This is a genomic window from Spiroplasma endosymbiont of Tiphia femorata (genome assembly GCF_964020225.1).
GTDB lineage: Bacteria > Bacillota_I > Bacilli_A > Mycoplasmatales > VBWQ01 > Spiroplasma_E.
Genome location: NZ_OZ026544.1, coordinates 860,436 through 875,468, shown reverse-complemented (window position 1 = coordinate 875,468; position 15,033 = coordinate 860,436). Strand labels below are relative to the sequence as shown.

The 15,033-nt window shown below is 22.4% G+C and carries 22 protein-coding genes; 2 read left to right on the top strand and 20 right to left on the bottom strand.

Annotated elements, in window-relative coordinates; genetic code table 4:
* Nucleotides 1–86: 86 nt before the first annotated feature.
* From AACK83_RS05500 to AACK83_RS05435, 14 genes are all read right to left on the bottom strand, one after another.
* Nucleotides 87–212, bottom strand: a complete 126-nt coding sequence (locus AACK83_RS05500; protein ID WP_338956665.1) for a hypothetical protein — start codon at nt 210–212, stop codon at nt 87–89.
* Nucleotides 213–352: 140 nt separating this feature from the next.
* Nucleotides 353–646 carry a hypothetical protein gene (locus AACK83_RS05495; protein WP_338956663.1) on the bottom strand — a complete coding sequence of 98 codons (294 nt, stop codon included), beginning with the start codon at nt 644–646 and terminating at the stop codon, nt 353–355.
* On the bottom strand, nt 636–1,073 hold the full coding sequence (locus tag AACK83_RS05490) for a hypothetical protein (RefSeq protein ID WP_338956661.1): 438 nt from the start codon (nt 1,071–1,073) through the stop codon (nt 636–638). The genes AACK83_RS05495 and AACK83_RS05490 overlap by 11 nt, the downstream gene beginning before the upstream one ends.
* 3 nt (nt 1,074–1,076) lie before the next feature.
* Nucleotides 1,077–1,484, bottom strand: a complete 408-nt coding sequence (locus AACK83_RS05485; protein ID WP_338956660.1) for a hypothetical protein — start codon at nt 1,482–1,484, stop codon at nt 1,077–1,079.
* Nucleotides 1,485–1,500: 16 nt separating this feature from the next.
* Nucleotides 1,501–1,653 carry a hypothetical protein gene (locus tag AACK83_RS05480; protein ID WP_338956657.1) on the bottom strand — a complete coding sequence of 51 codons (153 nt, stop codon included), beginning with the start codon at nt 1,651–1,653 and terminating at the stop codon, nt 1,501–1,503.
* 743 nt (nt 1,654–2,396) lie between these two features.
* A complete protein-coding gene (locus AACK83_RS05475) occupies nt 2,397–2,585 on the bottom strand; it encodes a hypothetical protein (RefSeq protein ID WP_338956656.1) in 189 nt (62 codons plus the stop codon).
* Entirely contained in the window at nt 2,585–2,710 is a 126-nt protein-coding gene (locus AACK83_RS05470; RefSeq protein WP_338956654.1) for a hypothetical protein, read from the bottom strand. The genes AACK83_RS05475 and AACK83_RS05470 overlap by 1 nt, the downstream gene beginning before the upstream one ends.
* A gap of 1 nt (nt 2,711) precedes the next feature.
* A complete protein-coding gene (locus AACK83_RS05465; RefSeq protein WP_338956652.1) occupies nt 2,712–3,569 on the bottom strand; it encodes a hypothetical protein in 858 nt (285 codons plus the stop codon).
* 104 nt (nt 3,570–3,673) lie between these two features.
* Complete coding sequence (locus AACK83_RS05460) at nt 3,674–3,868, bottom strand: hypothetical protein (RefSeq protein WP_338956651.1); 195 nt, start codon at nt 3,866–3,868, stop codon at nt 3,674–3,676.
* 49 nt (nt 3,869–3,917) lie between these two features.
* Nucleotides 3,918–4,205: a hypothetical protein gene (locus AACK83_RS05455; protein ID WP_338956649.1), complete on the bottom strand. Its 288-nt coding sequence runs from the start codon at nt 4,203–4,205 to the stop codon at nt 3,918–3,920.
* 194 nt (nt 4,206–4,399) lie between these two features.
* A complete protein-coding gene (locus tag AACK83_RS05450; protein WP_338956648.1) occupies nt 4,400–4,780 on the bottom strand; it encodes a hypothetical protein in 381 nt (126 codons plus the stop codon).
* Nucleotides 4,781–4,784: 4 nt separating this feature from the next.
* Nucleotides 4,785–5,012, bottom strand: a complete 228-nt coding sequence (locus AACK83_RS05445) for a hypothetical protein (RefSeq protein ID WP_338956646.1) — start codon at nt 5,010–5,012, stop codon at nt 4,785–4,787.
* Nucleotides 5,013–5,063: 51 nt separating this feature from the next.
* On the bottom strand, nt 5,064–5,912 hold the full coding sequence (locus AACK83_RS05440) for a rolling circle replication-associated protein (protein ID WP_338956644.1): 849 nt from the start codon (nt 5,910–5,912) through the stop codon (nt 5,064–5,066).
* A 241-nt stretch (nt 5,913–6,153) separates the two neighbouring features.
* Entirely contained in the window at nt 6,154–6,402 is a 249-nt protein-coding gene (locus AACK83_RS05435) for a hypothetical protein (RefSeq protein ID WP_338956642.1), read from the bottom strand.
* 394 nt (nt 6,403–6,796) lie between these two features.
* On the opposite strand from AACK83_RS05435, the gene AACK83_RS05430 reads away from it, so the two are divergent.
* Nucleotides 6,797–7,918 (top strand): Mbov_0401 family ICE element transposase-like protein, encoded by a 1,122-nt coding sequence (locus AACK83_RS05430; protein WP_338956640.1) that lies wholly within the window; start codon nt 6,797–6,799, stop codon nt 7,916–7,918.
* 228 nt (nt 7,919–8,146) lie between these two features.
* On the opposite strand, the gene AACK83_RS05425 is transcribed toward AACK83_RS05430, so the two are convergent.
* From AACK83_RS05425 to AACK83_RS05405, 5 genes are all read right to left on the bottom strand, one after another.
* Nucleotides 8,147–8,449 carry a hypothetical protein gene (locus AACK83_RS05425; protein ID WP_338956638.1) on the bottom strand — a complete coding sequence of 101 codons (303 nt, stop codon included), beginning with the start codon at nt 8,447–8,449 and terminating at the stop codon, nt 8,147–8,149.
* 271 nt (nt 8,450–8,720) lie between these two features.
* Nucleotides 8,721–9,458 (bottom strand): Abi family protein, encoded by a 738-nt coding sequence (locus AACK83_RS05420; RefSeq protein WP_338956636.1) that lies wholly within the window; start codon nt 9,456–9,458, stop codon nt 8,721–8,723.
* A 21-nt stretch (nt 9,459–9,479) separates the two neighbouring features.
* The gene (locus tag AACK83_RS05415; protein ID WP_338956634.1) at nt 9,480–11,393 is read right to left on the bottom strand and encodes a hypothetical protein; all 1,914 of its coding nucleotides are present in this window, start codon (nt 11,391–11,393) and stop codon (nt 9,480–9,482) included.
* 155 nt (nt 11,394–11,548) lie between these two features.
* Complete coding sequence (locus tag AACK83_RS05410; RefSeq protein ID WP_281748084.1) at nt 11,549–12,478, bottom strand: RluA family pseudouridine synthase; 930 nt, start codon at nt 12,476–12,478, stop codon at nt 11,549–11,551.
* A gap of 11 nt (nt 12,479–12,489) precedes the next feature.
* The gene (locus tag AACK83_RS05405) at nt 12,490–13,566 is read right to left on the bottom strand and encodes a type II CAAX endopeptidase family protein (RefSeq protein ID WP_338956628.1); all 1,077 of its coding nucleotides are present in this window, start codon (nt 13,564–13,566) and stop codon (nt 12,490–12,492) included.
* Nucleotides 13,567–13,767: 201 nt separating this feature from the next.
* Between AACK83_RS05405 and AACK83_RS05400 the strand changes: the two genes are divergently transcribed.
* The gene (locus tag AACK83_RS05400; RefSeq protein WP_338959788.1) at nt 13,768–14,460 is read left to right on the top strand and encodes a superoxide dismutase; all 693 of its coding nucleotides are present in this window, start codon (nt 13,768–13,770) and stop codon (nt 14,458–14,460) included.
* Nucleotides 14,461–14,521: 61 nt separating this feature from the next.
* Here AACK83_RS05400 and AACK83_RS05395 read toward each other — a convergent pair whose 3' ends face one another.
* Nucleotides 14,522–14,758 carry a hypothetical protein gene (locus AACK83_RS05395; protein ID WP_338959785.1) on the bottom strand — a complete coding sequence of 79 codons (237 nt, stop codon included), beginning with the start codon at nt 14,756–14,758 and terminating at the stop codon, nt 14,522–14,524.
* Nucleotides 14,759–15,033 lie beyond the last annotated feature (275 nt).

The following is a 15,033-nucleotide window of genomic DNA, read 5'->3' as shown; positions in this document are numbered from 1 at the left end:
TTTTATTTAAATTATTAACTATTATTTCTAAACATGTCATACATCAATTTTTACTTAATCAGATTCTTTTATTACATTTTTTACATTTATTCATTATTAAATTCACCATTAATTATTTTTTGCAATAAAATATCAAGTATCAAATCTATTTCTGTACCGTTATAGAATTTTTGTTGTTTTTTAATATAATTAATTAATTTTTCTTTATTCATTATTTAGTCCTTTCATTAAATTTTTATGTTTTTCAATGATTTCATTATGTTTTTTTTAGTTCTTCTTTATAACTATCACTTTCAATAATTTTTAAAGTTTCTTTTATTTTTTTCATGTATCATTCATCAAAATTCATTATTTATTCCTTTCATTTTTTAAATCATTTAACATTAATTGAACAAAATGCACGATTTTTAGGAATATTTAAAGTATTAAAGATTTGACCAGTTACTATAATTTCATCATTTTTATTTAATAAAATACATCGTTTATAAAATTTTGGGTTATTAAAAATTAAAGTAACATAGTTTAATCCATTTCATTGACCACGAACAGTATAATATAATTGTTTATTACCTTTTTCATGATATTTTACTTCAATAGTATTACTAAGTTTTACTGTTAATTTAACGTAATTTTCTTTATTTTTCATTTTTATAATTCCTTAAATAATATTGAATATGTTTATAAGCATCTTGTTCATGTTTTGTAAATTTTATATTTCCTTTATAATCTTCTATTTTATGTTTGTTTTTTGGTTCATTTTCATGATAATCTCAGTTCATAACATCTTGTACTAATATCATTAAAGCACCAATAACTTTTGGTGTTGCTAATGGATTAATTAATAACTGTTTTGAACTTAAAAAGAAATTTTCTACAATAACTAATATTTTTTTATTTTTAAATTGTTTTTTAATTAATTTAAAATATTCTTTATATATATTTTTACTTTCTAAAACTGTTTTTGCTTTAAATGTTTCATTAAAAATAATATTATTAGTTTCATTTGAGTATATAACAATTCCATTATTACCAATACCAGCAGGGTCAATACCAATGATTAATTCGTATTGCATTTATTAATCATCTCTACATCAATCACAAACATATCCATATGATTTTGTATAATCTAAATGTTTTTCAATATTATAATTATCTTCATATTTTTTAGTATTATGTTGTTCTGCTTCTAATTCTGTTTTAAAGTGATAAAGCATATTGATTTTGTTATCTTCATATAATTCATTACATTCAACACATCTTTTTCTTCTTTTTTTAGTTTTATTCATAATCAAAATATCCTTTTCAATTATTTTTGCTGTTTGTTTAAGGTATTTAGGTAGTTTGTGATAACAACTGTTACATATTAAATAAGGTATTGGTCAATTTTTATATTTAATAGTTTTAGTAGAATTATTAATACAATCTTTTCAAACTTTATTTTTACAAATTCTTAATTCACATTTTTTATTTTCATTAATATTCATAACTTTATTTATTTCTTTAATTTTTACTTACAGTAATTAATAAAATTATTAATCCAATTAAAGTTGAAATTAAAGAAATAATTATTTTTATTTTTAATCACTTTTTTTGATGTTCTTTTGCTATTTTGATTTTTTGTTCTATTAATTCTTTCTTTTCTTTTTCTTCCATTTTTACTTTCTTTTCTAATATATTCTGTTGCTTGTAGCATAAAGAATATATATTTTTATTTTTATATTATTAATACTATTAGTTTTATTCATTCCAGAAATTCTGGGCTCAAAAATAAATTTCAAAAAAAATAAAACCAACGCTTGCTCACTGGGGAGTGGCAAGGTTGGTTAAATAAAGAATAGAATTAATATAGTAGGTTCCCTAGTAGGTCTATATATACTAGTTTCCAATTCGCTCCCACCCCAAGAATTACCATTACTGGTTAGTATATTTTATTAGGTATCACTCCACTTTTTATTTATCCATGCAAGTCCACATGTTTTGGCCACTATTTTTAACAACTGTGTTGTGGTTCACTGTTTTAATTCCCTAACACGTGTTGATAATAGCGTTAAAGATGGTTATTAATTATTAACTTTTTCCTACTTGGTCACTGGTGTAGTAGATATTTAAAGGGTGCTAATAATAAAAATTTTAAAATTTTACAATTACAAAAAAAGACAAGATTATTTCTTGTCTTTTTCCTTTGAGAATAATTTTTATTTTATCTTATAAAATCTATATTTTTTAAAATACGTCGAATATAAATTTAAGGGTAAAAGAGAATTTAATTTGTCTATCATCATTTTTAAATGGTAATGTTGGAAAGAATTTATTTATCTAGTAATTCATCTTCCTACTTTTTTGGGAACCTCCCTACCTCAATCATATTTAATAGTGCGGTTAAACCTGCGGGCATTCTAATCACCTCCCTCCTCTAATTCTTTTCTTGCTCTTTCTTTACGTTTTTGTTCTTTACAATAACAACAATCTGGGTCAATTACATTATGCTTTTTATGTTTAAATTTTCAAATTATCTTTTTAATAGTACCCTTAAAAGCCCAAGAAGTACCAAGCACAGCCAATATCACAACTATTCATTTAACCATTATTTTTTACCTCCTAAAAAATTATCAAAACTCATATTTTCACTTAATCTTTGTTCAAAATTTCTCTTTGCTTTTTTCTTATGTAACTTTTGTCTTGGCATATTTTTTCATTTATCTTTTTTCATTTTAAACACCACCTAATGTATAAGCATAAGAATAATCCCAGTTTAAACTTGCTCTATCTAAATTAATCTCCGACATATTATCATCATTTAAATCAACTTCAACCATACCGTCATCTGTACTTTGATAATCATTAACACTGTTATTAATTATTCTTGCTCTTTCATCAGTAAATACTTCTTGTAATTCAGTATTATTATGTGTACTTCCCAAAGGTAACAATAAAGTATTTATAATCTCACTTGCTCCAGCAATAATCGTAGGAATAGCAAAATAATTTTTAAAATCATTATTAATACCCATAGCAACACCACTACTAATCAAACAACCACCAGTACCCATATTCGCTATTTTTCTTATATTTTGAAATCTATTAGGTATTAATTCAGTTAAACCACTAATAATATTCGCTATACCAAAACTATTTAAAGATATATAAGTATCTCAATCTACAAAAGGTTTATCAATTACTGGTTTAGGAGTTGGTATTGGAGTAGGAATTGGTGGCTCAGTAGGACAAGGTGGCCAAAAACAAGGTTCATCTCTTAATAAAGAAACTGACTTATCTACATACTGAACAAACTTAGCATAATTTATTAAACCAATTGTTCCTAAACCTAAAAATATCTTTTTATAACTATTAATAACTTTATTTCTAGTAGTTGGTCTTTGATTAATATTCCATATATCAATTCCTAACTTTTTACTAAATAACAAAGAATTAATACTTCCTAAAATTGGGTCTTTTAAATATTGACCATAATAAGCACTAACTCCTACCATAGCACTTAATGGACTTAATCCAGTTCTTAATATTTTAGTTAAAGTATAATTACTAGTTTGTTCTAACTCATTAGGCATAAATAAAACTCCTTACTTATTTAATAAGGAGCATATTTATACTAATTTGTATAACATGGGAGCAAAGTACACAAAAAAGTATATATATGCTCCCTATTTAGTTTTTAATTCTCTTTTTGTTGTAATTGTTCTTTTTGTTTAACCAAAGTAATATCTAATATGCAATTTGGACAGTAATATTTTCCAGTATATAAATTTTGTAAAACTCTTTTAGGACAAATAACTTGGTCACAAAGTTTACATATATACATTGCTAAATGAAAATGTTGTTCACAAGCACAATTATTAATTTTTGACATAACTTAAATCCTTTAAATAATTATTTAACAATTACCCTATAATAAATAACTATTTAGTTTTTAAATTATGTATGTCAATAATTTTTGCTTCTCATGTTATTTCAACATCATAATAAGAACCAAGACTTAAATTCATTTTAGAAAGTTTAATAAATAATTCACTATCATGTAAAACCCATTTATCCTTAGATTTTTCACCAGTTGATATTTTAATACCTTTATCAGTAACATAAAACGGCGAAAAAGTAAGTACATCATAATTTTTGGACTTACCACTTTTTTCATCTTTAATTACTTCATTACTTCTAATTTTTGTCAATTGACAAAGAAAATACATTTTAACCTCCACAGATTAGACTAATAATAGCCAGATTAATAATGCGAGTAATAAACATTATTATTTATAATATAACATAAAAAAATAAAAAAACAACAAAAAAAGCAAAAACATAAAGTTAAATCTGTGGTAAAACTTTACATCTTTGCTATTAACCATTATATATATACAAGTGATTTTATAAAAATAATATTTTATTTTAAAGCAACTATTGCTAATATTATTGACAAAATAGATAAAACTAAAAATAATAAATCTTTTACAAATGAAAAGATTATTTTCGTTTTTTTCTTTTCTAAATATTTTGTTTTTAAAATTAATTTTGGTATTTGAATAATAGTTGAACAATAATTATTTAAAAATATACCTAAGTTATACTTATTATCAGAATAAATAAAATTTATAAAACTTGAATAATTTATTTCAAGTGCTTCTAACTTCAATAATTTATTTTTCTTATATTTTTGAAATTTATTTGCTACTTCATTATATAATTTATCTATTTCATCAAAAGCATCTTTTATATTTTTAATTTCAAATATATTTTGATTAAATTTTTCATCATTATTTAACATTAAGTTATATTCTTTTTTTAAGAAATACATTAATTTTTATTAATGCTTTTCTAAATTTAAGTTCTAAACTAGAATATGTAAGATAAATATTATCATTAATGAAACATAGAAATAAAAATAATTTTCATATTTCTAAATCATTACTTTTAGGTGCAACTAAGTTTACTTCTTTATAATCACATTTTGGTTTATAAGCATTATCTAAAAAATATTTTAAATTCTCATTAGACATAAAAATAATCAACTCTTTACAATTTTTCATAAATTATATCAAAATATTTCACTAATGTAAAATTCTTGGTATACCTTTAATAGCATTTCTAAAACGAATACTATCAATTGAAACATATTCATTATAATCTTTAAAATTATCGCCAAAAACAGTAGTATCAAAACTACCACCAAAAAGTATAGTACGACCTAAATTATCAATTTTCTTTTTAAAAAATTGTGTATGTAAGGCATTTACAGAAGCGTCAATTAAACGTTGATATAACATTATTTTTTGACCTTTAATTACTTTTGGATTAGAGCAATTACGAGAAAAAGCATAAGCACGCACACCTAAATCATATTGATTTTGAGATTTTATATCATTTTGCACTTTTACAACATATTTACTTAAATACTTAACTATATTTTCATTAGTACCTTTTTGAACAAATTTTACATCATTAAAACCAAATGGTCATCATTGAGGTAACATACTTTTATGTATTTTTCTATTAAATAGAATATGAAAATGAATAGCACCGCGTTTTTGATATTCATAAACATACATATATTTTAATTCACCTAAATATTTAGCACGTTTAGGGTCATTTCATCAACGTTTCAAACGTTTAAAGAATATAGCAATATCATGTTTTGCTTTATTAATATCTTGCATATTATCTTTATAAGTTAAAGTAACAAAACTTAAAACATTTGAATTATAAAAATTATGATATGCTTTATGTATTAATTTTGTTTTAGTACGAATAGTAGAATTACGCAACTTTTTATCATTAATACCTAAATTTTTAATACCTTGTCCATTACGTTTATTATTTAATATAGCACTCATAGGTAAAACTATATTTTTAACATAAGCACCATAATATACTTTTTTAATATAAAAATTCTCTTGCATATATAAAACTCCACAGATTTTTTAATAATTTTATATACTTTAATAACAAAATAATCATAACATAAAAAACAAAATAATTAATAAATTATCTTGCGGTGAATTGTGTTACTTAATCCAGAGATAGTATAACGTTTTTATTTTTTATATTCAACTATCAATATCAAATTATATTTTGATAAGTTTATTCTTTTTATTAATTTAATATTATATTTTATATAAAAAAAACAAAATTATTAATTATTTACAACATACTATCAAATAAACAATTAGGATATTTACCATTTCATACTATATCTGTACTGTAATATCAATTTTGAAAAGATATATCAAATTTTCTTCTTAATGGTTCATCTGCAAAATATAACTCAAATTTATAATCTTTTTTTAAAGTATCATTAGGATTAGTTGTTCAAATAGTTTGAACACCTCATTCAACTTGTTTATGTGGAGTTAAAAAATATTTAACTCCACTAACATTATGGGTAAGCACCCCCCATGATTAAACCTACTGTTCCAGTTGTAGCACCAGTTAGTGATAATGCTAATGTTATTTTACTTAAATTTGTTTTTATTCATGTTTTCATATTTAATTACTCCTTTTTTCCTTGATTTTACTTATAAATTGTACTATTTTTGATTATTTTTACAAGTATGCTTTTAAACTCAAAATAATGCCTAAATTAAAGGTGTTTATTTTGTGATACCTATACTATTAATTATATTGAAATTGTTTGTTATATTTTAAATATGAAAGTGGTTTTTTAAATAATTTTTATTTTATTTAAAATTACACTTATATATTTATATAATAATTAAGTAAATTAATTTTTTAAATATATTTACAATAAATTTAGATTTTTTTAAAATAGTTAGGAGAAGTAAATGTGAATTTTAATTATAAATGAAATTTTAGAGAACAAAGTGCAAAAATTGATAAATTAGTTTTAGAACATATAACAAAAAAATGAGAAAAATGAGATTGAAGAATAAAAAATACAAGAGATAAAAAGAAATATAAAATTGTTGATTATCAATATCGAACAAGAAAAATAATGTATGGATTAGTAACTTATAAAAGAAGAATTTATGAATATTTTGATGAAAAATTACAAAAATGAGTTCGTGTTTGTTTAGTTGATGAATGACTAGAATTACCTAAATATAAAAGAATTGGTGAAGATGTTGAACAAACTATTATTGAATATTTTGCTGATGGAAAAAGATATCATGATATTTGTGATATTTGTAAAAAAGCAGGTATTAGTGTTAGTACTGTTCATAGAGTTTTTAAAAATTTAGAAGTAATTGAAGCAAATCCAGTAAAAGTAAAATTAGAAAAAAATCAACCTATTTTTGTAGCAATTGATGATGGACATCGAAAGTTTTGAGATTTTAAACGTAAAGGTATAAAACACTCTATGAGATTAATAACAACATATACAGATAATATTAATCATAAAGTACAAAATAAAAGAGTAAAAGCAATTATTAGACCAACAAGAACAGCAATTGGAGTTAAAAAAACTGCTGAATTTGTTAAAGAACATTGTCAAAAATTTTATGAAAATGTTGAACAAGCAAAAATAATTATTTGTGGAGATAGTGCTGGATGAATTAAAGATGTAGCAGATTATCTTGGTGCTGAGTTTGTTTTAGATAAATTCCATTTAATTAGAACATTATATCTTGGTATAATGGCGGGAAATAAAGGAAAATATTGAAGTGAATATAATAATTGTAAAGATTTCATTAATAATGGTCAATATGAACAATTAATTGATTATTTATATAAAGAATTAGATAATCATAAAAAGTTAAAAAAACAATATTTTAAAAATAATAAAAAAGGTATTGTTAATCAAGGTGCAAAATGAAATATTGGTTGTTTTACTGAAACAAATATTTGACATGTTTTAAAAGAAATGATTGTTAATAGAACATATAGTATTTTTATTTATATAAAAATGGTTATTTTTAAATGTAATCAAATAAATTTAAAAACATAATTTTACTTATTTTAAAATAAAAAATTAAAAAAACTTATTAAATTAAAAGTTAATAAGAATTTTTGTTATATATTTATGTTAATTAAATTATTAAAATGTTTTTATAATTTATAAAATTGAGTATTTTAATTGTAATATTTTTAAATTAGTAGTAAGATAAATTTACAATTTCATAAAAATCCAAATTATTTCTTGTCTAAATTTATAATAAGACTACAACGATTTAATTTATTCCGGATTTTTGACAATCTCCCAAAACTTTGTAACTGATTGACTATTTCTTTCAATAAATTGATCAAGCGCCTTTTGTACTTCTGATATTTTTAACAAACTTGCATATAATTGTTCAGCATTACCTTTCAATAATAAACAATTTAAAAAACCCTTTTGTATATTATCTGTGATTTTCATTTTATTTAAATTAAAAATTGTATTAAGTAATATACTATTTTCAGTTTTTTCAATAGTTGGAGCAAAATAATTAGATATACCTTTATATTTTACTTCTAAGTTTTTATAAAAATGATTCATTATCTGAAAAAGATTTTTTTTACTAATAATTTCTTCGGGAAATAACTCTTTTAATAAATCAAGTCGTTTTAATTCTGTAATATTTAAATCTTTTTTTCATTATACTCTGATTTCATTTTTTTCCTACTTTCTTCAAGTTTCATTAATTCTAAATAAAATAAACCATTGTCATTTTTAAATGACAATGGTTTATTTTACACTAGTAATTAATTGATATAATTATAATATACTTATTAAATTAAATCTACTAAAATTTAATAATTTTTCTATACTAAGTATGGATTATACTTTGATTATCTTCCTTAACACAATCATGAATTTTAACATCATAACTATTAAATAAATTTTCATAATCAACATTAAATGGCACTAGTAATTGGTTTTTACTAGAAAAACGAGTAATTAATAAGTGCAAATAATGATGATCATTATTGGCATTTAAAGTTTGTTCATAATAAGCGAACCGTTCTTTATACTTAAATTGAATTGCTAATACTTTAAAATTATGTGATAAATAATTACGAACATCTTTAATATACTCTAACTGTTCTAATAAAATTTTACTATCATTAAATTCTTTGATACCAAAATAATGAGCAATCTTAGCGATACTTTTATCATTTAAAGTTTGTAATAATTTCATTGTTCATTCAAATGACATAACTTCTATTAAACTGCGTATTGTTCGTGATTTTAAAACACCACTTCTATTATATTTATTATAACCAGCACGAATCAAACGTAAAGCTGTTTTCATTTGAGCTAGGTGTTCTGGATTAAGAAAAGTAGCATTATCTAAATTTTGAACATTATCATTAAAAAGTTGATGTAATAAAGCATTTTTTAAAGAATTTTCAATCATTAAAATATGTTTTAAATACAATAAACGTAAATCAATGTTTAATAAAAATAAATCTTTAAGTTGATGTTGAGGATAATTACGCTTTAATAATTCTAAATATTTTTCTTCAACAATATTTTCTGCAAATCATTCTTCATTTAATAACATGTAATTCACTCCTTAAATAAACTAACCTCTAATTTTATAAATACCAACGCGAATAGAAGAATTTTCAGATTCTTTTGTTTCACTTTTAATATCTACTTCTTTTTTTCTTCGTAACAACTCTTGTTCAATAAAGTCATCAACGTTCATATTGGTACTTTGATAAGTAGCAGTTCAATCAAATGTTTTATTAGTAAAGTTATTTTTAGGTTTATTACTATCTTTAAAAAATTCTTGTACTTCTTGATTCATAAATGCTTTTTGCTTACGTTTACGTGAAAATAAATTAGTAAAGAATTTCTTAAAATTAAAAATTGATCAAAACTGACGAAAATTAATAGTCATTGCTAAACCAAAAATTAAAATTGATGAATATAATAATGAATAACCGATAACTCGTAATACAAAACTATAATCTGTGAAATTATATGTTGGTGGATATTTATCAAAGAAATAAAGACATCCAAATAATGTTACTGCTAAAATTGGAATAATTAACACTAAAGTATTTTGAATAATAAAACGTAAATCACTATTATACGTCAAATGTTTTCAAACATAAACTCAGATTGAAATTAAACGATAAACTCAACCAATACAACTTGATAAAAGAATCATATATAAACTTAATGATAAATATTGATAACTTTGATGTTTTCAACCTAAATTTGATAGTATTCAACCCAAAATAACACCTAAAACAAGATTTATTATTGATTGAATATATGAACCTCAAATTGTTTCTTTGTGTTTTACAGTAGCATTTACAATAACTTTTCCTGGTTCGGTTGCCACTTGAATTGTATTTTTTAAAGATAAAAGTAAAATAAATCATGGTTGTGACAAAAATAAATTAATAAAAAGATTTTTTGAAGAATCAAAATTACCATCAGAATTATTAATATTTGTAATACTTAAAGCAGACACTAAATATTGAGTAATAATAAATTGATTAATAAATAAAAAACCAGCAATCATATAAGCATATAACTCAAATTTAGTATACACAGTTCATCTAATTCGTCCACTTTTGGCAATTCAATATCCAAAAACTTCGCGAAAAGAACTAATTAAAATTAAAGCAATTGAGCGCATTGTTGTGGCAATAATAATATAAATAGTGTAAATTGATGTTGTTGTCAGTGATAAAAATAAAGTAATTAAAATAATATCAATGTTAGAAATAATCATGTCAGGTAAACGATTCAGGGCTACTCATCATGATTGTTTTAGCATCCTTTTTTGTTGTGTTCATTTTTTATGTTGTAATCATGGATATTCAATTTTAATAACGATAAAAGTAACAAATGCTTTTAATACACCACAAACAAAATAAGCAAAAAAAGGAATATACATATCTATTGGTTTACCATCAGATTTTCTAATAACTAATAACGTCATTAGTAAAATATACATAATAATCTCTGAAAAAATAAAAATTAAACGATTTAAATAACCTTTTTGATCAGCTTGAATTAAATTTTGATAAGCACCACTAAAATAAAAAAAGATTAATTCACGTGATCCTAAAGAAATAATAATAAGTGCTACTTGTCAAAAAGGAATTTCCATATCTAAACCAATTTCTGGTAAATGAACACTAGCTAATCCTAAAATAAAACCAGCACTGACAAGAATAATTAAATATATTCTTCCTGAATGATGATAATTTTTTCTTGTCGTATTAATAATATCGTTGACGGTTTCATAATCATCATTTTGTAAAGGACGATATAAAGAAAAAATGGTAATTAAACCAAGTCCTCCTTCTGTCAAACTAAGGTAAGTCAAAAAAGAAATAATAACACGAATTAAACCATTAATTTTTTCACCGTATGCTAAACCAGTAACATAAAGAAAAGTTAACTGTAAAATAGAGATAACAATTGTCATGATAACACCAACAATTGTATTAAAAATACCTTTTTTAGTTGTCATTACTTCACCCAATCTATATAAATAAAATTAATTTTGTTTTTTACTTAAATATGTTAACAACCCAAAATTAAAAGTTCAATATTATTAATCACTATTAAAAATAAAAAAATAGCAAAAAAATAAAAATGTAATCTATATATTAGTATAGATTAATTTTATCATTTTTCTTTTTTAATCTGTTTAATTAAATCTGTTTTTAAATCTTTTATTATAAAATTTTGATCATTCAAATAAGTAAATGGTTCTTCTAAATCATTAAATGACAAATAATAAGCAAATAATGCAATTTTATTAGGAGTAACTATTGTTGACCCATACTTAGTGTCACCAACAATTGGTAAATTTAAAAATTGTAAAGTACTACGAATTTGATGTTTTCTACCAGTAACTAATTGACACTCAACTAAAGTAAAGTCTTTAGTATTAAATATTGGTGTAAAGATGGTGCTACAACTTTTACTTTGTTCACTTGGTTCAATTGAAAATTTCATCTTCATTGTTAACTCATCATGAGTAATATAACCAGAAATATTTAAATTTTTAGTTAATTGGCCAGAACAAATAGCCAAATATTTTTTAATAATTTGACCATTTTTGGTAGCATTATGAAGTGCGTTTTGTGTCATTTTATTTTTTGGATAAATAATTAAACCCTTAGTTAGTTTATCTAAACGATACTGATGACTAATATTAAATGTTTGCTCACGTTTCTTCTTCGGGTATTTTTGTTGTAAATAATATTTTACCATGTTATCTAAGCAAGAACCATATGGTTGATGGACAACAATATTATGATCTTTATTAACAATTAAAAAATTATCATCTTCATAAAACAATTCAATTGGTGCTTCTTTAGTAATTTTTTCTGGTTTATAGTTAACAACTAAATTACTTTCATAAATGACTACTAAATCATTTTCTTGTAAGCGATATTTAAAATCAGTAGTAGTTTTATTATTAACTCTGATTTTTTTTGTTCTAAATAAACGATAAATTTTTGAGAGTGGTAGTGTTTTAAATACTTTTTTTAAATAATTAATTAAAGTTTGATCAGCATCATTGGCAGTAATTGTTAGGGTAGTCATAATTTCTCCTTTTAATTTTTATTAATAAAACCAGAAATAGTTGCAATTAGATTAGAAAAAGCATGTAAACCAATAGTATATGTAGTATTACCGCGTGTCATTATAAATAATAAGGGTAATATAATACTAAATCCTAAATAACCAATAATATTATTTCAATCACCACTATTCATAACATGCATTGATGGGAAATAAATTAACGAAGCAGCATATGCTAACCAACGATAACGAACAATGGTAAAAGTACCATGACGATATGATATTTCTTCATTAATTGGAGCAATAAAAATAGTACTAAGAACTAAAACAAAAATGCCATATGGACTATTCATTAATAAGTTTAAAACATCTTGATTTTTTGAAGTATTATTACTTGTTAACATATTAAATTCACTAAATTTAGGAATTATGTTGAAAATAATATTTAAAATAGTACCAATAACAGCAAAAATGGTAACTCAAGTTATTAAATCTAATTTTGCTTCTTTTAAAGTAGTAATAATTCTCTCACGTAATGATCTACAAAATATTAATACTAAAATTGATCCTAACATTTGAAATAACTGTTGAATTAAAAATGTAGTAGCAAGCGAAGTTACATCATCATCTTTACCACTAATAACTTTTGTTGCAATAAAAAATAAAAGAACAAATACTACACTAATAAAACCAAATACACTATGACTATAAGCAGCCCACCCACCTTTTTTAATCATAGTTTCTCAATCAATACCAAGTGAAACAACTAACCCAAAAATTGGCAATAAACTAAAAATAAAAAGACTAAGAAATGAACTTTGACTAGTATCTTTTACAGCATAAGTTTTGATTAAACTATAAAGAATTGGAATTATAATAAAAGATATAAGATAAATTATTGTTAGAGTCCAACTGGCTGTTTTGAAATTAAAGTTATTGGTGTCATCACAACTAAGTGATTTTGAAGTAAATTTATCAATAAATGACTGTTTTTGTTCATTTTTTTCTAAATTATTACTATTAATGTTATCAGTTTGGTTTACATTAATTCTACGTATGATATCATTGTTGTGAGAAACATTAATTTGATTAGATTTTTTATTAAACATGTATAAGTACTGCACGAAAACTTTCACCCTTTGTTAGTAAAATTAGTATTTAATATTAATTTTTAGTATAACATATAGTGAGAAATCTTGTAATATAATAAACTTGTAATTTTATAAACTTGTAATTTTACATTAATTTATTATAATGTAATGCAATATTTATATGTGAAGAGTTTAAAAAGAAAAGGAGGATAGAAAAGAATGCCTAAATACAAGATTAATATTATCGATTTACCATATAATTATGATGCTTTAGAACCTTATATTTCACAAGAAACAATGAAACATCATTATGAAGAACTTCATAAGAAATATTTAACTTCTTTAAAATTAGTGATGGATAAACATCCGAAAGTTTTTTCTGATTATAATCTTGAAACTAAAGGGGAACTAAATCGTTTATTAAGTAATTATTGTAAATTAGAAGATATATGTGAGGATAAAGAAACTTGTAATGTAAAAAAATTACAAAGTAGCATTCGACAATTTGGTGGGGGAGTAATTAATCATAATCTTTTCTTTTCACTATTGGGGAAAAATAAAGGTTTTAATGAAAAATCAGCTATTGGTAAAGCAATAATTAATCGCTTTGAATCTTATGAAAAATTTGAAGCTGCTTTAACAAAAACTGCCATAGATATTTTTGGAAGTGGTTGAGCATGATTAGTAATTGACAATAATGGTACATTAAGACTATACAAAACTTTTAATCAAGACAATCCATGATTCTTGAATATGTATCCATTGATCGCTATTGATGTATGAGAACATGCACATTATCTACAATATAAAAACGAACAAGAGAAATACTTACAAGCATTATTAAAAGTTATCAATTGAGAACAAGTAAATAACAATTATCAAGAGTATTTAAATGAAAAAACTAAAAAATAAGTAAAAAAGAACTCAATTGAGTTCTTTTTTTATAATATTATTAATATTAATCTAATCTAAATTATTTTTTAGAAGAATTTTTCGAAGAAATAGCAGCAATTCTAGTTTTTTCAATTTCTGCTTTTTTTTCTATTTTAATTTTTTCAACATGCTTTTTAAAACCACATCGATTACAATTCAATTGAATATTTTTTGCTTCTAAAAATTCGGCAATTAAAATAATCCTACCACATCGATGACAAGCAAAAGCATTTTCTGGCTTTTGTGCTAAACGAACAGATGCATATGTATCTTTCATAACTTACTCCTAACTCATATAAAATTAAAGTAATTATTTTTAGTTTTAATACTATACTTAAAACTTATCAAAGGTTAATATTAAAAAATGTGTCTAGTTATATATAAAAAAACTTTAAGTTAAAATAAACTTAACAGGAGTTTAAAAACTAAATACTTAATTAGCCATTATTTTTTAATACTAATTTTATTATAATCATTTTTTTTAAAAAATGTATATTATTATTTATTTATTTTATTTACATTACTAAATTATACTTTTATAAAACAATATTA